At 63.4% G+C, this 17976-nt stretch carries 17 protein-coding genes and 2 pseudogenes; 12 read left to right on the top strand and 7 right to left on the bottom strand.

Annotated features, from left to right (window positions below; translation table 11 throughout):
* Positions 1-16: 16 nt before the first annotated feature.
* The 3 genes and pseudogenes from F2P46_RS37725 to F2P46_RS18065 form a co-directional block, all read left to right on the top strand.
* Positions 17-655: pseudogene (locus F2P46_RS37725) on the top strand (PAS domain S-box protein); the annotation flags it as partial.
* Entirely contained in the window at positions 632-2737 is a 2106-nt protein-coding gene (locus tag F2P46_RS18070; protein ID WP_368737927.1) for a PAS domain S-box protein, read from the top strand. The pseudogene F2P46_RS37725 and the gene F2P46_RS18070, both read left to right, overlap by 24 nt.
* A 40-nt stretch (positions 2738-2777) precedes the next feature.
* Entirely contained in the window at positions 2778-3161 is a 384-nt protein-coding gene (locus F2P46_RS18065) for a hypothetical protein (protein WP_166892500.1), read from the top strand.
* A 383-nt stretch (positions 3162-3544) separates the two neighbouring features.
* Here F2P46_RS18065 and F2P46_RS18060 read toward each other — a convergent pair whose 3' ends face one another.
* Positions 3545-3844 (bottom strand): hypothetical protein, encoded by a 300-nt coding sequence (locus F2P46_RS18060; RefSeq protein WP_166892498.1) that lies wholly within the window; start codon positions 3842-3844, stop codon positions 3545-3547.
* 32 nt (positions 3845-3876) lie between these two features.
* Here F2P46_RS18060 and F2P46_RS18055 point away from each other — a divergent pair, with 32 nt between their 5' ends.
* From F2P46_RS18055 to F2P46_RS18035, 5 genes are all read left to right on the top strand, one after another.
* The gene (locus tag F2P46_RS18055; protein ID WP_166892496.1) at positions 3877-4269 is read left to right on the top strand and encodes a hypothetical protein; all 393 of its coding nucleotides are present in this window, start codon (positions 3877-3879) and stop codon (positions 4267-4269) included.
* Between the two features lie 171 nt (positions 4270-4440).
* Positions 4441-4842, top strand: coding sequence for a hypothetical protein (locus F2P46_RS18050; RefSeq protein ID WP_166892493.1), 402 nt, complete (start codon positions 4441-4443; stop codon positions 4840-4842).
* A 531-nt stretch (positions 4843-5373) separates the two neighbouring features.
* Positions 5374-5598 (top strand): hypothetical protein, encoded by a 225-nt coding sequence (locus F2P46_RS18045; RefSeq protein ID WP_166892490.1) that lies wholly within the window; start codon positions 5374-5376, stop codon positions 5596-5598.
* Positions 5599-5759: 161 nt separating this feature from the next.
* A complete protein-coding gene (locus tag F2P46_RS18040; RefSeq protein ID WP_166892487.1) occupies positions 5760-6119 on the top strand; it encodes a hypothetical protein in 360 nt (119 codons plus the stop codon).
* Positions 6120-6392: 273 nt separating this feature from the next.
* Entirely contained in the window at positions 6393-7559 is a 1167-nt protein-coding gene (locus tag F2P46_RS18035) for a hypothetical protein (RefSeq protein ID WP_166892484.1), read from the top strand.
* 821 nt (positions 7560-8380) lie between these two features.
* Here the strand turns inward: F2P46_RS18035 and F2P46_RS18030 are convergent.
* Both F2P46_RS18030 and F2P46_RS18025 read right to left on the bottom strand, forming a co-directional pair.
* A complete protein-coding gene (locus tag F2P46_RS18030) occupies positions 8381-8851 on the bottom strand; it encodes a hypothetical protein (RefSeq protein ID WP_166892481.1) in 471 nt (156 codons plus the stop codon).
* Between the two features lie 220 nt (positions 8852-9071).
* Positions 9072-9374 carry a hypothetical protein gene (locus F2P46_RS18025; protein WP_166892479.1) on the bottom strand — a complete coding sequence of 101 codons (303 nt, stop codon included), beginning with the start codon at positions 9372-9374 and terminating at the stop codon, positions 9072-9074.
* Positions 9375-9618: 244 nt separating this feature from the next.
* Here F2P46_RS18025 and F2P46_RS18020 point away from each other — a divergent pair, with 244 nt between their 5' ends.
* Positions 9619-10878, top strand: coding sequence for a hybrid sensor histidine kinase/response regulator (locus F2P46_RS18020; RefSeq protein WP_166892476.1), 1260 nt, complete (start codon positions 9619-9621; stop codon positions 10876-10878).
* Positions 10879-10882: 4 nt separating this feature from the next.
* On the opposite strand, the gene F2P46_RS18015 is transcribed toward F2P46_RS18020, so the two are convergent.
* The gene (locus F2P46_RS18015; RefSeq protein WP_166892473.1) at positions 10883-13036 is read right to left on the bottom strand and encodes a bifunctional diguanylate cyclase/phosphodiesterase; all 2154 of its coding nucleotides are present in this window, start codon (positions 13034-13036) and stop codon (positions 10883-10885) included.
* A 188-nt stretch (positions 13037-13224) separates the two neighbouring features.
* Between F2P46_RS18015 and F2P46_RS18010 the strand changes: the two genes are divergently transcribed.
* Together F2P46_RS18010 and F2P46_RS18005 are read left to right on the top strand one after the other, a co-directional pair.
* Positions 13225-14712: a vanadium-dependent haloperoxidase gene (locus tag F2P46_RS18010; protein ID WP_166892470.1), complete on the top strand. Its 1488-nt coding sequence runs from the start codon at positions 13225-13227 to the stop codon at positions 14710-14712.
* A gap of 26 nt (positions 14713-14738) precedes the next feature.
* Positions 14739-15854 carry a PHA synthase subunit PhaC gene (locus F2P46_RS18005; protein WP_166892467.1) on the top strand — a complete coding sequence of 372 codons (1116 nt, stop codon included), beginning with the start codon at positions 14739-14741 and terminating at the stop codon, positions 15852-15854.
* Between the two features lie 18 nt (positions 15855-15872).
* Here F2P46_RS18005 and F2P46_RS18000 read toward each other — a convergent pair whose 3' ends face one another.
* Positions 15873-16133 (bottom strand): hypothetical protein, encoded by a 261-nt coding sequence (locus tag F2P46_RS18000; RefSeq protein WP_166892465.1) that lies wholly within the window; start codon positions 16131-16133, stop codon positions 15873-15875.
* Positions 16134-16313: 180 nt separating this feature from the next.
* On the opposite strand from F2P46_RS18000, the gene F2P46_RS17995 reads away from it, so the two are divergent.
* Entirely contained in the window at positions 16314-16757 is a 444-nt protein-coding gene (locus tag F2P46_RS17995; protein WP_166892462.1) for a hypothetical protein, read from the top strand.
* Positions 16758-16767: 10 nt separating this feature from the next.
* On the opposite strand, the gene F2P46_RS17990 is transcribed toward F2P46_RS17995, so the two are convergent.
* Together F2P46_RS17990 and F2P46_RS37720 are read right to left on the bottom strand one after the other, a co-directional pair.
* Positions 16768-17391, bottom strand: coding sequence for a class I SAM-dependent methyltransferase (locus F2P46_RS17990; protein ID WP_166892459.1), 624 nt, complete (start codon positions 17389-17391; stop codon positions 16768-16770).
* Positions 17392-17662: 271 nt separating this feature from the next.
* Positions 17663-17919 (bottom strand): annotated as a pseudogene (locus F2P46_RS37720) (hypothetical protein); the annotation flags it as partial.
* Positions 17920-17976: the final 57 nt, after the last annotated feature.

The raw sequence follows: 17976 nt of genomic DNA, 5'->3' as shown, positions 1-17976 counted from the left end.
TACTCAAGGTTTCATTATGTTTACTCCTCATTCCGCCCGGCCGCGCAAGCTGGCGCTGGCCGGCCTGGTCGTCGCGCTGCTGACCCTGTACACGGTCGGGGCCCTGGCCCTGGCCAGTCCGACCCGTTCGATTCCGCTGGCCCTCCTGTTCGGGGCGGCCGCCTTGCTGGCCCCGCTGTGCCTGTGGCTGTGCAACCGGCCCACCCGGGTGCTGCTGCGCGGGCTCAAGGATCCGCCCGACAATGGGCGCGCGCTCGTGCAGCGCCTGATCAAGTCGGAAGCGCTGCAGGACGCGATTTTCAACAGCGCCAATTTTTCCAGCATCGCCACCGACGCCCAGGGCGTGATCCAGATCTTCAACGTCGGCGCCGAGCGCATGCTCGGCTATGCGGCGGCCGACGTGGTCGACTTGATCACCCCGGCCGCGTTTTCCGATCCGCAGGAAGTGATCGCGCGCGCCGCCGCCCTCAGCGCCGAGCTCGACACTCCCATCGCGCCCGGCTTCGAGGCGCTGGTGTTCAAGGCCTCGCGCGGCATCGAAGACATCTACGAGCTGACCTACATCTGCAAGAACGGCAACCGCCAGCCGGCGGTGGTGTCGGTGACGGCGCTGCGCGACGCCGGCGGGACCATCATCGGCTACTTGTTGATCGGCACCGACAACACCGCGCGCAAGAATGCCGAGCAGGCGCTGGTGCGGGCCGGGGCCTTGCAGGCCGCCATTTTCAACAGCGCCAATTTTTCCAGCATCGCCACCGATGCGCGCGGCGTGATCCAGATTTTCAACGTCGGCGCCGAAAAGATGCTCGGCTACGCCGCCGCCGATGTCGTCGACCGCATCACCCCGGCCGATATTTCGGAGCCGGATGAAGTGGTGGCGCGCGCCAAAAGCCTCAGCGACGAACTCGACACGCCGATCGCTCCCGGCTTCGAAGCGCTGGTGTTCAAGGCATCGCGCGGCATCGAAGACATTTACGAGCTGACCTACATCCGCAAGGATGGCAGCCGGTTCCCGGCGCTGGTGTCGGTGACGGCCCTGCGCGACGCCGACGGCGCCATCATCGGCTACCTGCTGATCGGCACCGACAACACCGCCCGCAAGCGGGTCGAGGCGGAACAGGCCGTGCTCGACCAGAGCTTGCGCGACCAGCAGTTCTACACCCGCTCGCTGATCGAATCGAATATCGACGCCCTGATGACCACCGATCCGCACGGCATCATCAGCGATGTGAACCACCAGATGGAAGCGCTGACCGGCTGCACCCGCGACGAACTGATCGGCGCGCCGTTCAAGAATTACTTCACCGATTCGGCGCGCGCCGAGGCCGGCATCAAGCGGGTGCTGGCGGCCGGCAAGGTCACCAACTACGAGCTGACCGCGCGCGCCCGCGACGGTAAGGAAACCGTGGTGTCCTACAACGCCACCACCTTCTACGACCGCGACCGCAAGCTGCGCGGGGTGTTCGCCGCCGCGCGCGACGTCACCGAACGCCAGCAGTTCGAACAAACCCTGCAAGCGAACAATGTCGAGCTGGAAGCGGCCCGCGGCGTTGCCGAAAAGGCCAACCTGGCCAAGTCGGAATTCCTCTCGAGCATGAGCCACGAACTGCGCACGCCGCTCAACGCCGTGCTCGGGTTTGCCCAACTGATGGCCTCGGACGAGCCGCCGCCCACGCTCAAGCAACAGCGCTCGATAAACCAGATCCTCAAGGGCGGCTGGTATTTGCTGCGCCTGATCAATGAAATCCTCGACCTGGCCCAGATCGAGTCGGGCAAGGTGTCGATGTCGACCGAGCCGATGTCGCTCAGCGACGTGCTCGACGACTGCAACGAGCTGGTCGGCCCGCAGGCGAGTGCGCGCGGCATCTTTTTGCTGTTTCCCACGCCCGGCGCGCCGTTTTACATCCACGCCGACCGGGTGCGGGTCAAGCAGGTGCTGATCAACCTGCTGTCGAACGCCATCAAGTACAACAGTGTCGAAGGTTCCGTGCACGTGGCTTGTTCCTCGCGTCCGGGCGGCATGGTGCGGGTTGCCGTGACCGATACCGGCGCCGGGCTGGGCCGCGAACAAGTGGCGCAGCTGTTCCAGCCGTTTAACCGGCTGGGCCAGGAAAACGGGGTGGAGGAGGGCACCGGCATCGGCCTGGTGGTCACCAAGCAACTGGTCGAATTGATGGGCGGCACGATCGGGGTCGAGAGCGAGCCCGGACGCGGGGCCAGGTTCTGGGTCGAGTTCGTATCCTGCGCGGCCCCGGCGCAGCCACCCGCGCTGTCGGCGGCCGACGCGGCGGCCTTGGCGCGCGCGCGTCCGGCGCCGGGCGCGGCCCAGCACACCTTGCTGTATGTGGAAGACAATCCCGCCAACCTGCTGCTGGTCGAGCAATTGATGGAGCGGCGCCTGGAGTTCAAGCTGCTCACCGCCATCGACGCCCACCTTGGCATTGCCCTGGCGCGCGCCTACCGGCCTTCGGTGATCTTGATGGATATCAACCTGCCCACCCTGAGCGGTTTCGGCGCCTTGCGCATGCTGCGCGGCTACGAGGAAACAGCGCATATTCCGGTGCTGGCGCTGTCGGCCAACGCCATGCCGCGCGATATCGCACGCGGCATGGAAGCGGGATTTTTCCGCTACTTGACCAAGCCGATCCAGATCGCCGAGTTCATGGAGGCGCTCGACCTGGCCTTGCTGCACGCGCAAGAGCGCGGGCACGACCCGCTGCCGGGCGTTGTTGTCTGAGTGGCCGCGCCGGCGATGGCACGCTGATGAATATGAATTATTGGCAAGCCTTACCGCGATGACGACAAACGATGCGCCTTTCTCGACTGCCGGTCTGTTTGCTTATCACAAGGCGACAGGGGGCCCGGTGATGAAGGCGAAGGCAGAATTGCTCAAGATGGAAGCTGAGTTGCGATCGCGCGTATTGAAGGCGGTGCAGGAACAATCTGGCGGATGCGGCGGCCTACACGATCCCATCGAAAATGACCCCGCGATGCGTGAGCTGATTCGCGCTGCCACGAGGGCGGCGCAAATGCTGGTAGGGCCGGCCGCCGGGCGCGGCCAAGGCCACCATCTCCGGATTGAGCAGAAACGTCTCCTGGCTGTGCAGGGAATAACGTGGTTCTCACGAGCGGAAATGAATCGCGGGATTGTTTTCGATTGATTCGCTACTGGCTCACGTATGACCGCAACGGGGCGCAAGCTGCCTTCGCCAACGAGCGGCATACTGTCGAGTAAAATGGCAACATTCGGCCAGGAGCTGCCGTTCGATCTCTATCTCCGCGACCTTCCCAGCGTCCTTGCACCTGAGTTATTGGAAGCGAGCTTCAGGGTTCAGAAATTTAATTCTCAGCCAGCGACTAGAAATGAAACCTAATGAATCATTGAAAGCATTTCAGGAATTCGATGCTGCAAAAGCTGGTCAGGGAGTAGCGAAAGCGATTCCACAGAATCGGGCCTCCGCTCCATCCAAGCTGAGACGCGGTAAAAAGCATTGCCCAGTTTGCGTTGCACCTCTTCAGAAAAATGCTACGCGAACTAGGTTGATCAAAGCGTGTCATACCTGTGGGGCTCACTGGCAGGCAAGTAAGGTTTGTGCCAAATGTGCAGGCGGGCCAATTTGGCAGGGAAAACACGGTGCGGCATGTCAAGCATGTGGCTTCCATGGATTGGCATCATCAGTAATTGCTCCGGAAAGTGCGCGCCAATGAAGTCCAAGATTACATGGACAAAGCTGACGATCATCTTGCGGATGAGCGTGCGCTGAGGGTCGGGACCGGCCTGACAGCCACCGCCGATTTCGGCCAGAAGCCGTCGCTCGCCGACCTGCAACCGTTGTTGAGTCAACGCCGATCCACGATTCCGTCACCGCTAGCGCCATGAAAAAACTCACCGTGATTTTGGTGGACCCGCCTGACGATGAAGCCGCGTCAGTTACGCTTCGAAGCGAACAGGGCGAGGTAGTCGCATTTTGCCATTCTTGCAGCCTCAAGGTGGGCGATGTCATCGCAAATCGTCTATCGGTTCTGGATGCCGATGTTCGCGCGGCCTATTTGTCCGACTGGCCAGATGACGAAAAGGAGGCACTGTCATCAGAGCACTTGGAGCGGATAGGCCATTTTGCCTATCGAGGGCGGGGGCGGGTTATCGACTCGGAGGAAGGGCTAGTTGCTGTGCAAGGCTTTGTGATCGAGATGGGCGCGATGAATGATGGTCATGTCGATTTCGAGATCACTCGCCTTGATATAGGTCTTAATCCCAGCGGGCCATGATCCGCTTCGGGCGGCGGCGGCCAATGAGCCGACCGCATTTGATGTCGAACACATTCGGCGGTAACCGGCCAGAAGCCGCCATTCAAGCTACAGAAACTTTTCTGCTTTCTTGGTCAATTCAACCCGGGAGACCGGGGTCGGCGTTGCACGCCGTTTGAATAAGGGGCGTCTATGATTGTGAGTGTCACTTGCAGCACTGATCGCTTTAACCTGTCCGTGGTCGGAGACGACGTCATCAACGAATGCAGTTATGGCGAGGATTTTTCGCGGTGGCTCGTCGCCTCGCTCGAGTCGCAGGCAGTCGAGGCTAATGTTGTTTGTATGGAAGGCTTTGGCTGGGCCAACACAGCCAAGGAAGCCGGTAACTCCTACCTTATGTACGTGGGTGGCGTGGCCGACGGAGGGCCCGACCATCCGAACCGTGGTCAATGGCGTGTCATGCTTGAGCGTAACCGCACGCTCATGGACAAGATACTTGGCAAAAACATGATCTCCCCAGAAGATCCCTTAGTGAAAAGAGTTGTGCAGATCCTGACCTCCGCTGGGTTCAGCCAGGTTGTGATCGAATTGTGATGCGAACTGTACGACCCCTAGTATCGGCTGCCGATTAATCGAGTTCCGCATTGATGGCTGGGCAGGCAGCGGCGCTCGGCCAGGAGCGGTCATCCGATAGCCTGCTAAACTGTCCAACAATCAATTAGGCACTTGGAACTCATGATCGTTAAACTACTTGCTTTTCTCTTGATCCTAGTCGCTGGCTACTTGAGCTGGTGGGCAATTGAGTACGCAGCACCAGTTTGGTTTCTCGCAGCTGTATTGGCCTTGGTTTGCGGCGCAGGCCTAATTTTCCGTCATCGCTGGGCCAGTTTCCTTTGGTACTCGCTTGCCTTTGTCACTAGCGCATGGTGGATCTTTACAATATTGCGCATGGCGTTTAATGGGTGGCCTGTTCAACCGACCGAAGAGACCTTGATTTCCGTAATACCCGGCGCTTTGCTTTTGGTCGTATGCGTAGGTGGCACCTTGGCTGTCCGCAGGAAATTTAGGCAGCTTGGACCACTGTGAAGCAGCGAGCACTCAATCTTTTCTGAACCCCGATAACTGATGCTTCCAAAGCGCACAAAATCACTTCTCGCTGCCCAGCTAGGGCGGTTTGTTCAGCAGTACGGGCGCAAGGCCACTAAGGGTTTGGACCCGAACGACCGTGGCTACGACCGTAAGCTTGAAGAAAAAATAAAGCGGCTTTCGCCTGAAGATCTTTCGGAACTGTTATCTGGAGACGATTTCGACCCTGTTCAGCCTCACTCAACACCGCCGAAAGCAGACTGAAATTTCGTTTGCTTGCGAATATCAGTCTTATGGCGGCCGTGTCCGCTCAGGGCACGATGCCTGCAATCGGCCAGGAGCAGCCGTTCAGCAAGACCACCGACCTCAACCACTCACGTCACGGCTCCGTTGTTCAATCAAGTTAAGCTCATCGGAAGTGGCTCATGCTTATCCTCCAGGTTCTCAATAACCGCAAAATCCCCTACGTGGTCCATGCTGAATATAGCGCGTCCAAATCGCATCACGGCGGTCATTTGAGTAGCGTCTACCCGGGTGGTAGATTTATGGGATTCACATTCGAAACACTATGCGAAATGGGAACTGGAGAGCACGAATTAGCTGCGCTGGATCCTTATGATTTTAAAAACACGGGAATAAGACCGACATACCAGTCTGCTTTGGAAGAGATGGATGAAAAATTTAAATTCATCCTCTTTGGCTATCAAGTAGGTGCCTACACTTCCCTGGAGGTTCTCGCGTATGCTGAAGACATATCGGCAGCTCGTCGTGCAAGCGCGACCTGAACATCAACGTCCGCGTTGGGGCGGCAGCGGCCAAACTGCCGGGTCACCGTTCACCGTTGAGTACAATCGGTAGTAGAGGGCGCAGAGGAGAGGGCCTGCTGGGTGCGGCGCCACGGGCAGGGCGCGCACTGCGGCAAGGCGAGTGCAGCGAATGGCGTGCAGCCCGCGCAAACGGGCCTTTTTACCCTGAGGGATTGGACCGGCGGTCCTGCGTCCGTTATCATGGCGGGTTCCGCCCATGAGGGCTCCAGAGCAGGACCGACCGCACATCGCATGGGTACCTACAGCGACTACATTCATCTCCAACGGGAATTTGTCCAGCAGGTGGGCTATGCCGGGAGGGTCGTCGTTCCGGACGACTTGATCGACAAGTTGGCCGCCTTCCTTGACGCCCACGCGTCCGATTCCATGGTGTCCTACTATGCGCATAGCTTGCTCGCACAATTCTACCGGCTACGCACGCGGGCGCGGTCAGTGCATCTGTTTAATGCTCTCAATGCGACGTTGCGCAACAAACGTGTACTGATCGAGTTGTTCTTGTCGCCCCGGGACCGGCACCCGCTTCCTGCCCGCGTCGAGAACTACGACGCTGGCGCACTCTGGCTTGCGATCGACGATCTCCCGCACGGCTACGACAAGGCCAACTGCATCGGCAGGTTTGCCCATGTCCTGTCGCCCGAGCTTCTTGACAGGGCGTATACCGCCGTCCTGGCGTTCCCCGAACCTTTTCAAACGCGCGCGCTCGGTGGCCTGTTTCCCCATGTCGATGCGGAGCGCCAGGCGGCAGTGTTCTCCTACCTGTGCGCGCAATTCCGATTGTGGTCGGACGAGGCCGCGTACCGGCTCAAGCTCGTGTTCCCGTTCATGAGCAAGGAGCACAGGGCTGCGACGGTCGCGCTGCACGTGGGCGCGGACGTGCCAGAGTCTTGGACTGCCTATCTCGTGATTCGCAATGTGCAGTATCTGCAGCACGCCGAAGGGGAGCGCCTAGTGGAAACGGCCCGCCGATTCACATCGACTTACCTGCGCAATCGCTGCCTGCTCAAGCTGGCCGCGTGGCTGCCGGCCGGGGAACTCGATGCGCTGTTTGCTCGATTCATGGACGATGTCAGGAAGCATGCGCCATCGTCGGCGATGATTCACAATCTGATCCAGTTTGGCGCGGTCATGGAGAACCTGGGGCGGGGCGAAGTGATTCAACTGGCACTGGACCTGATCGCGCGCCTGGACGACACCCAGAGCGATTTGTACAACCAGCAGAAATACGGGCTGCTGCTGTTCATCCTTCCTCTGCTTGGTGAAGATGATCGCACTGCGGTATTCGATATCGCACTGACGGTCAGGGGTGGCTACCGCAAGAGGCTGCTGGCCAGGGTGCGCAAACATTTTGATGAGGCGCACAATTTCTGCGAGATCCGAGGGGCGGCCATCTGCTACTAAGGCCGGGCATTGCCCACTCCTGAGTGCGCCATCCTGCCTTATGGCGGCTGCGCCTGAATGCGTACCATGCGCCGTGGTATCTTGATGGTGCCAGTCCATGCCACGGCACGATAGCCGCCTGGCGGCTCGTCAACATCGGCGCACTGATCAACCTCGGAAGTGCCCGGGATAATGAAAGAAGCAGCGCAATCGAACAGCAGTCAGGTTGATATGTAGTGGGCGGCAGTCGGCCAGAAGCCGTCGGTTGGGACAAAGGCCCGGTGTATTTCAAGCTGGAAGACACTTTTGCCACGCACGTTCGTCTGACCGCGCCTGCGCCGTCTTATGAGCTTCCGCACGGTCACAACTTCGCCACAAAGGGAGTATATATGCAGCATAGGCGTTTCGGAATCTGGCTGCTTGTCAGCAAAAAGTCATTTGAGGATCCTCGTATCTGGCGCGAAGATTCTCAGTCGTACGCATTGCAAACGCTTTTTCAACGGCGCGTCGGTGTGAAGTATGTTGGTAAGGGACATCCTCGATTTCCCGATTCCTTTACTGGCTTTGGGACCATAGGGCCTCGCCACCGCCCACGGTCAATGGCAATGCTTTTTCACGGCCACTTTCGTCGAGGTCCGGTTAAGCCGCAGTCATTTTCGCTGCTGCCCGGCTATCGCGCTGTTTTAGCTCGCGCAACTGGGTATGCAATAATTTCTTCAGGTCGTCTTCGCGCCGTCAATAGCCCAGGTGCTGTCTTCGTGGGCTCGATGAGAACATGTGAATCGAGCGCGTGAAGACCGAGATGAGCCTGCACGTCCTCGCGTACAATCTCAGACGACTGATCATTGCACTTGGCCAGCAGAAGGCGCATACGGTGGTGTGCGAACGATTTCAAACCTTACTGAAATGCCGGCACCCTGGCACATCACGGACGCTTGCTCGACCTCGAAACCCAAGAAGTAGCCCAGATCCCATTCATGCTTGCCTGCCCTGTACTGGGCCTCGAGTTGAGCAGGCTCAAATCGCTCGGCAAACGCAAGGACCCTCTTTAACTTCATCAGAGACTTCAATGCGTCAGGTCCAGAACCGATAGAAGCTGTTCCAATGAAGAGATCACTTATTTGCATCCCCGACAGATCCGGGATGTAGTTGCAGTGTACGGCGCACTCATTTCCACACTCTTTGCAGTGCCAAATTTCCAGGCTCGATTTGTCCACCGGTCTATCAAAGCTGGAATTCCCGCAGTTGAGACATTTCATGTTGCCGCCATTGTCATAAATTAGCATTGCCCGCCACGTTGCTTGGATCTCCATTCGTCCGCTTTTGGCCCGAAACCGGCCCCTTGGGCACCTTCGGCCGGAAGCGTCCAGGCATTCTTTGCTCGATTCGCTTTGTTGTCGGGCGCTTGGAACCTTAGACTCATCGTCCGCTACATGGGCATTCCCGACAGGCGCTTGCCCACTCGACTGTTGGCGGTAGGTCGAGAGGTTTTGTCAGGCGTGCCGAGGCGCTGATGGCTCGCTGATGCCGCGCTTACAGCTCGACCTTGACGCAGCGCCCGAACACCTGCACCAGGGTGGTCCAGCCGTTGATGCCGCCGCGGTTGTTACCGATCTGAAAGCGATTGCCGTTGACCGCCTTGACCAGATGCAGGTATTCGTTGCCGTTGACCTTGCACAGGACGATCTCGTCCTTCACCGGCGGCACCGCGCCCAGCGGTTCGACGGCGACCAGCTGGCCCGACGCGATGCGCCCGACCATCGAGGCCCCGCGCGGCCGGAATTGCACGCTCTGGCCGCTCTTGAGTGCTGCAATGTAATGTGCCGCCCATCCCATGTGGGTTCCTTGTCCGTTTTTGTGTGCGCTCCTTATACCATACGCCGCGCCAGTTTTCCCGGCGGACGCTGCTGCAATTGTTCGGTGTTTTACATCCGCCCGGAGCGCTACGCCTTCGTGCTGCACACCACATTTTCACCGGATAGTCGATCCGCATGACGGTTTTCTGTTGAATTAAGTCAACACACATGGCGTTTTGCCGCCATACTTCGGGGAGCCAGCTTCGGCCCGACGAAAGGACGCCATGGCGAACCAGGACAGCAACACAGGATCGTCCCCACCCACCGACCACGACCTTGCCGGCGAGGTGGCCGGCCTGCGCCTCTTGCTGGCCGAGCGCGACGCCGAACTGGCGCGCCTGCGCGTCGAAGCGGGACAGGTCAAGGAGCGCCGCAGCGACTTCCTCGGCATGCTGGCGCACGAACTGCGCAATCCGCTGGCGCCGATCAGCCTGGCCAACACCATGCTGGCCAAGCTGCCCGAGCCCTCGTCCGGACTGCTCAACCTGCACTCCGTCATCCATCGCCAGCTCCAGCACCTGACCCGCCTGCTCGACGAACTGCTCGACGCGGCCAGCATCGACAGCGGCAAGCTGGTGCTCGCGCGCGCGCCGCTGGAACTGGGCGCCGTGTTGCGCCGCGCCCTGCAGACGGTGCAGGTGCGCATCCTGGAGCGTCACCAGCAACTGCACATGGACCTGCCGGAAGAGCTGCAGGTGCATGGCGACCCGCAACGCCTGGCGCAGGTGTTCGCCAACCTGCTGATCAACGCTTCCCGGTACACCGGCGACGGCGGCGTCATCCGGGTGGCGGCGCGCGCCCATGAGGGGATGGCGGTGGTCACGATGGCCGACAACGGCGCCGGCATGGACCAGGCTGAACTGGCCGGCATGTTCGACCTGTTCACGCGCGGCGCCCGTGCCGCGGTCCGGGTCGAAGGCGGGCTGGGGGTGGGTCTGAACGTGGTGCGCAATATCGTCGAGCTGCATGACGGCAAGGTGATCGGCGCCAGCGACGGCCCCGGCCGTGGCAGCGTGTTCACCGTCTCGCTGCCGCTGCTGGCCAGCGACAGCGCCCACGCCGCGCTGGCGCCGGGCGCCATGCCGCCAAGCCGGCGCATCCTGCTGGTCGAAGACAATCTGGACGCCAACGACACCCTCGGCCAATTGCTGCTGGGCGAAGGCCACAGCGTCACGGCCGCCTACGACGGCATCGCCGGGCTGGCGCTGGCGCGCACCCAAGTGTTCGACGTGCTGATCTGCGACATCAACCTGCCTGGTTTGAACGGCTACGAGCTGATCACCCAACTGCGGCGCACGGCCGGTGCGCACATTCCGTTCGCCATCGCCATCTCGGGCTATGGCCGGCCGGAAGAGAGCACGCGCGCCATCGGCGCCGGCTTTGGCCAGTACGTGGTCAAGCCGATCGACATCGACGCCTTGCTGGCACTGGTGGCGTCGGAGGCGGTCACGCGCTTTATCGCCGCCGCCGGCAATACCCGCTAACAGCTCAGGCGCGGCATCCAGGCGCCGCGCGTAGCAACTGCGCGAAGCATTCCTCGCTGGTCGCTTGCGAAAACAGGAAGCCCTGGGCGTAGTCGCAGCCGGCCTGGCGCAGCCAGTCGCGCTGCGCCGCCGTTTCGACCCCCTCGGCGATCACTTTCAAGCCCAGCTTGTGCGCCATCGCAATGATGGTCTCGGCGAAGATCTGGCTGTTCGGGTTGGTGGTGAGCATGTCTTTGACAAATGACTGGTCGATTTTCAGGAAGTCGACCTTGAATTTGTTCAGGTAAGCCATCGACGAGTAACCGATGCCGAAGTCGTCGATGGTCAGCTGCACGCCCGCCTGTTGCAGCCGGGCCAGCTTGTCGCGTACGCCGGGGGAATCGTCGAGCAGCACGCCTTCGGTGATTTCGACCGCGATGCGCGGCCCGGCGCGGCCCAGCAGGGCCAGGTCGTCATCCCAGGTATTTTTTACGAGCCGGCTCATGAATTCGACCGGCGACTTGTTCACGCTGATCTGGAACGGCGTGCCGGTCAGCTCGGCCAGGCGCACCGCGCACGGCACCGCCTGCGACAGTACCCAGGCGTCGATCTCGCCGATCAGGCCGGCTTCCTCGGCGATGCCGATGAAGCGCTCCGGCAGCACCAGCGAGCCGTCCGGATGGCGCCAGCGCACCAGCGCCTCGGCCTTGACGATGGCTTCGGTGGCCAGCTCGACGATGGGCTGGTAATACACCAGCAGTTCGCAGCGCGCCAGCGCCTGGCGCAATTCGTCGATCACTTTCAGGCGCGCCCAGGCCGAATCGCGGATGTCGGGCGTGAAATAGCTGAAGCGGTTGCGCCCGCCGTGCTTGGCCACGAACATGGCCTGGTCGGCGTTGCGCAGCAGGTCGTCGGGTTGCCGCGCATCTTGCGGGAACAAGCTGATGCCGATGCTGCCCGAGACATGCACCAGCTTGCCGCCGATGGAAAACGGGCGCGCCAGTTCGGTCAGGATTTCGCCCACCAGCACCTCGACAAAGGCCAGCTTGCTCACTTCGTTGAGGATGATCGTGAATTCGTCGCCGCCGATGCGCGCCACGGTGTCGGTGGCGCGCACGCAGCCCTGCAGGCGCTGGGCGCAGTGTTGCAGCAGCTGGTCGCCGGCATCGTGGCCAAAGCGGTCGTTCACTTCCTTGAAGCCGTCCAGGTCGATGAACAGCAGGGCCAGCGCGAAGCCCGTGCGCGCGGCGTGCCGCACGTCGTGCTCGAGGCGCTCGCGGAACAGGGTGCGGTTCGGCAGGCTGGTCAGGCTGTCGTAATAGGCGTTGCGCAAGATCTTCGCTTCCGACGCCTTGAGTTCGGAAATATTGCGCGCGGTGCCGGTAATCGAATCGACCTCGCCGTCCTTGTTAATCACCGGCATCAGGACATAGCGGTAGGTGTGCGCGGCGCCATCGCCCGCCGTGCATTGCAGCTCGCCGCGCCCGATGGCGCGCGTCTGGCCCACGGCGCGCAGGTCGCGCTCGATCTGGGCGGCGAAGGCGGGGCAGAAATCGGTCAGCCGGTGCTCGCAGGGACTTTTGCCGGGCGTGCCGAACAGGCGCGCCAGCGCCCGGTTGGCGTACAGTATGTGGCCGTCGGTGTCGACAATGTAGTGCAGGTCGGGGGTGGCCGAGAGCAGGGTGTCGAAACGGTGCGTGACTTCATCTTTTTCGACGAAATACGCTTCCAGCGACTCCGTCAGCGCCTGGTCCACGGCTTCGTTGAAGCGGATCAGGTCGTCGTTGGCCAGGTCGTTGCCGTCGCCGTCGTGGTCGGCCCACAAGCGCATCACGCTGGCGCGCAGGGCGCGGAATTCGGCCACCGTGTCGCTGACGGTGAAGCCGGCGCTCATGCGGCCGGAGCCGTGCAGCTCGGCCTGGGTGTCGGCGGCATGGGGCGGCGCGCGCCCGCGCGCCTTGTCGGCCTGTTCGGACGGCGTCTGCGGCTGGTCGAGGTCGGCCGCGATGGCGGCCAGCATGCCGGCCGCATGGTCGCGCAGGCGGTCGGCCGACATATGGCGCGCCGCCGGAATGCCGCGCGCAAACTCATCCCAGTGCTGCAGGATGGCAGGCAAGTTGTTGCGGATAAAACGCGCGATGCGCGCCGTGTCATTGTCATTCTCAGGTGGCTGGTTCATGGTTTCGGTCGCACGTTAATCCTTCCGGTTTTGACGGGCAGGCTGCAAAAAAGTTCCGCGAAAACGTAATAATTTCGATGGGAATGGCGATCTCATCCCATTGACGGGATCGTGGGACGGACCGGCCGTGCGGCGCTATCGTCGGAATCGTGGCGCTGTCCGGCGCGCCCGATCCCGAGGAGAAAAACATGAATCCGCTGATCAAGAAGGCCCGGTTGGCATTGCTCGCAAGCGTGCTCGGCTGCCATTTCCTGCCCGCACAGGCCCAGACCGCCGCGCTGGCCGCGACGCCGCCCGCGCAAGCGGTGGCGCGCGCGCCGGCCAGCCTGATGCTCGCCGTGCGCTACTGGAGCGAAGCGGCCTTGCGCGCCAACGCGCTCGACCATACTCCACCGCCGCCCGGTTCGGCGCGCCCCTATCACGAGCAGTTCGGGCCGGCCCGTTCCAGCCGCGCGCTGGCGATCCACCACCTGGCCCTGTTCGAAGCGCTCAACGCCGTGCTGCGCAGCTATCCCAGCTACACCGGCATGGCGCAGGCGCCCTCGGACAGCTCGCCCGACGCCGCGCTGGCCACGGCGGCGCGCGCCACGCTGCAAGCGCTGTATCCCGGGCAAGCGCGCGCCATCGAGCAAACCTACCAGCGCGACATGCTGCGGGTCGGTCCCGGCCGCGCCCGCGATAACGGCGTCGAGACGGGCCGCCGCGCCGCCGCCGCCGTGCTGGCCATGCACGGCCCGCGCGCTGGCCCGGACGACCTCGTGGTCGGCGTCAGCTTTTTCCCGAGCAATGCACCGGGTAAATGGCGACCCGATCCAGTGAGCCGCGATCCGCGCGCGCTCGGTGCATTGTGGCAAGATGCGACGCCGTTCGTGCTGCCCTCGGTTTACCCGTTCCGCCCGCCGCCTCCGCCGGCCCTCGCCAGCGCGGCCTATGCCGCCGCCTTCGAGGAAGTGCGCCGGCTCGGCGGCGACGGCGTGCGCACGCCCACCGTGCGCACGCCGTCCCAGACCGTGTCGGGCATTTACTGGTCGTACGAGGGCACGCCGCTGATCGGCGCCGCGCCGCGCCTGTACAACCAGATCGCGCTGCACATCGGTTCGCGCCGCAATCTATCCGGCATGCAGATGGCGCGCATGCTGGCGCTGGTCAACGTGGCGATGGCCGACACCTGCCTGGTGGTGTGGAAAACCAAATACGCCGAGCAATTCTGGCGCCCGGTGACGGGCATTCGCGAAGCCTCGCCCGGCACCAGCCCGACCGGCCTGGGCGACGGCAACCCCGCCACCCACGCCGATCCGTCCTGGACCCCGCTGGGCGCGCAGGCCAGCAACACCAGCGAGCCGGACTTTACGCCGCCGTTTCCCTCCTATCCGTCAGGCCACGCCAGCTTCGGCAGCGCGCTGTTCCAGATCCTGCGGCGCTTTTATGGGACCGATGCGATCGCGTTTTCCTTCGTTTCCGACGAGTTCAACGGTGTTACGCGCGACAACGACGACCGCGTGCGTCCGCGCCTGGTGCGCGGCTTCGGGTCGCTCTCGCAGGCCGAATACGACAACGGCCGCAGCCGCATCTACCTCGGCGTGCACTGGGATTTTGATCGCCGCGCCGGGCAGCAGGTCGGGCGCCGCGTGGCCGACTACGTCTTCGAACGCGGCCTGATGCGTCCGGCGCCGTGACGCGCTTGCCGGAAAGGAGGGCGCCCATGACGACCCTGGACCTGTTCGAGCGCATCGACCGCCTGCGCCGGCGCCAGGGCAAGGCTCTGGAACTGCTCGGCTTCGGCCCGCGCGAGACGCCCTCGCGCATCGTGTTCAGCGCGCCCGGCCTGCGGTTGCGCTGCTACGGTACCGGCACGCGGCGCCACCCGCCGCTGCTGATCGTGCCGGCGCCGATCAAGCGCTGGTATGTCTGGGACCTGGCGCCTGGGCACAGCGTGGTGCGCCAGGCGCTCGCGCGCGGCTTCGGGGTGTACCTGATCGAATGGACCGAGCTCCCCGCCGGCGCCGGCATGCCCGGGCTGGCCGATTACGCCGGGCCGCTGATCGACGCCTGCGTCAAGGTCATCCAGCGGCGCAACGCCTGCGTGCAGGTGGCGCTGTTCGGCCATTCGCTGGGCGGCATCCTGGCCGCGCTGCACAGCGCCTGGCGGCCCGGGCACGTGGCGGCGCTGGCCCTGTTCGAGGCGCCCATCAACTTCGATGGCCTGGCGCCGCTCGTGCGGCTCGTCACCGGCACGGCCTTGCTGGCCAGCTTGCCGTCCGACCGCGGCCGCCCGCTGCCCGGGTCGCTCCTGAGCGCGATCTTCGCCAACGCCGCGCCCGCCGCGTTCTACGCCGGCCCGGCCATCGATTTCCTGGCCAGCGCGCCGTTTCCCGACCTGCTCGCGACCCACCTGCGCGTGCGGCGCTGGACGCTCGATGAACTGTCGATTTCGCGCGCGCTGTTCGACGCCGCGCTCGCGCTGCTGTTCGCGCACAACAGCTTCATGCATGGCGACCTGGTATTGCACGGGAAGCGGCTCGATCGGGGCCAGGTGCGCGCGCCGCTGCTCAGTTTGTATCGGCCGCTGAGCGCGCTGGCGCCGCCCGGGACCGTGCTCGGCTTTCACGAGGCCGCCGGCAGCGCCCACAAGGTGCTGCTGCCCTACCTGGGCGATGTGGGGGTGGCGCTGCAGGATGTCGGCGCGCTGGTGGGCGCCGGCGCGCACCAGCTGGTGTGGCCACGCGTATTCGACTGGCTCGACCGGCCTGGCGGGACGGCGGCGGTGAGCGAGGGCACCCGTCCGCCAGCGCTGGGCGGCTTGCCCATGCTGGTGTAGCGTGGGCTGGCCCACTGTCTACGGCGAGGGCGTCAGTGGGTCGCTCAGCAAGGCTTCGAGACGCAGGTCGTCGCGGTGGAACATGGCCTGGTCGGCATGACCGCCGACCAGGGCGCGCCAGCCGATGTAGACGCCATAGGCACGCTCGCGCCGGTAGCAAGCCTCGGCCCCGCTCTTGCGCCGCGCCTCGGCCATGAATTGCGCAATCTGGGTCGCGCAATGGGTGGTGATTGCCGCATAGCTGTAAAGGCGCGGCAGGTGCGGCGGCACTGGTGTCATGGTAGCCCCCCGGGCCGGGTCGACAGCGGTTCTGGATCATCGTCGGCAATGCAAGCCGGGCCACCATCCCATGACGATGACCTTATCACGTTGGACCGTGCCGCGCTTTCCGTGTTCCCGCGATGTGCCGCAGGGCGAACCGTGCGCCCTGTCCGGGAACATGATCGGTATGATGCGGAAATGGACTCGAAAATAGCGGATGAGGAACGCATTAACTTCAGCGACCGGCTCAAGACGGCCTTGCTGGCCGCCGGCCTGCCGCTCAAGCCTGCGGCGTTCGTGCGCGCCTTCAACCTGCGCGCCGATGGTGCCGCCGTGACGATCCATGCGGCGCGCAAATGGCTCGCCGGAGAATCCCTTCCCACCCATGAACGAATCCTGATCCTGGCCAGCTGGCTGGGCGTGCATGCCGCCTGGCTGCGCTACGGCGACGCCGAAAACGCCGACCAGTCCTTGTCCACGATTCCGGAGGCGTTGCTCTCGACCGCCGATCTGGCCCTGCTCAAGGATATCGTGTTCCTGCCGGAGTCGACCCAGCAGATCGTGCGCCAGATCGTCGACGCGTTCCTGCGCAATCACCGCAGCGCGGGCCTGCGCTCCGGCAAGCACGGTTCACACCAGTAAACGGTCCGGCTCAGCTTTCGCGCCAGCTTGCCCAGTGACGCGCCAGGTCCGCGTCGCGCCCGGCGACCAGTTCGCCCGTGCCGACCTGGACCAGGCTGGTGCTGAAGGCGGCGTCGGCCTTGATGACCTGGACGAAGGGCGCCATCTCGGCTTCGTGCGAGGTGGCGTTGTCGACGATGAGCAGGCCGTGCGGGCGCAGGACGCGCTTGAGGTCGGCCCACCAGCCCGGATAAGCGGCACGCTCCGAATCGAGGAACACCAGGTCGTAGGCGCTGTCGGGCGCTTCCGCCAGCACCTGGCCGGCTTCGCCTTCGCGCTGGGTGATGGCGGCGTCCAGGCCCGAGGCGACAAAATTCTTGCGCGCCATGGCCAGCTTGTCGGGCGCCATTTCGATGGTGGTGACCTTGCCGCCCCTGGCGGCCACGGCGTCGGCCAGCCAGAGCGTCGAATAGCCGTTCGAGGTGCCCACTTCGAGGATCGCGCGCGCGCCCAGCGAGTCGATGACGTGGGCCAGGAATTGGCCGGTGCCGCGCGTGATGTTGAGCATGCGCCGAGCGCGCTCGTCGTGGGCGGCGTCGTTGGCTTGCCCGAAGTGTTCGATCTCGCGCAGCAGTGCTTGCATTGCCGTGTTCATATTGACAATCCCGACTGGTTGATAATCAGGAAATTATCCCATCTTTCCGCGCCGCTGCGTTGGTCAGCCTGAAATATTGCAAAAAATACAGCAAGGCGGTCAGCCGACGCGCAGCGCCAGCGCGGACCCGGTGTAGGTCGGCGTGGCTGTCATGCCGTCCACGGTGATGGTGCTGAACTGCCGCTCAAGGCGCCGTAACCGTCGGCGGCGTCGAACAGGTTCAGGCGGCCCAGCCTTCCGGATCGTCCATCACCGGGTAGCCGGAGGCCGGATTGGCGCTGCCGCCCACGCCCCGGTTGTTGCCGCTGTCGTTGTACGCGACCGTGGTGGCATCGGGGGCGATGCCGGTGATGCTGGTGCCCTGGCGCGCCGCTGCGCGCCCCCAAGCCCTCGGTCATGCTGTAGCCCTTGCCGAGGCGGTCGTCCAGGTAGGCGCGCCAGCGCCTGCGCCGGCGCGCGCTTCAACGTCGCCTGCATCACGTCGTTGATGTTGGCGTTGTGGATGGCGGCGTTGCGCACGACGCCGTCTGGCCCGCCGTCGTTCGGCACGATGATCCGCGAGCGTGGTTACAGCCTGGTGTGGGT

The sequence above is a fragment of the Massilia sp. CCM 8734 genome, assembly GCF_011682155.1.
GTDB classification, from domain to species: Bacteria; Pseudomonadota; Gammaproteobacteria; order Burkholderiales; family Burkholderiaceae_D; genus Telluria_A; species Telluria_A rubra.
Note: the sequence above shows the minus strand (reverse complement) of the source record. Positions and strands in the feature narration are given on the sequence as shown.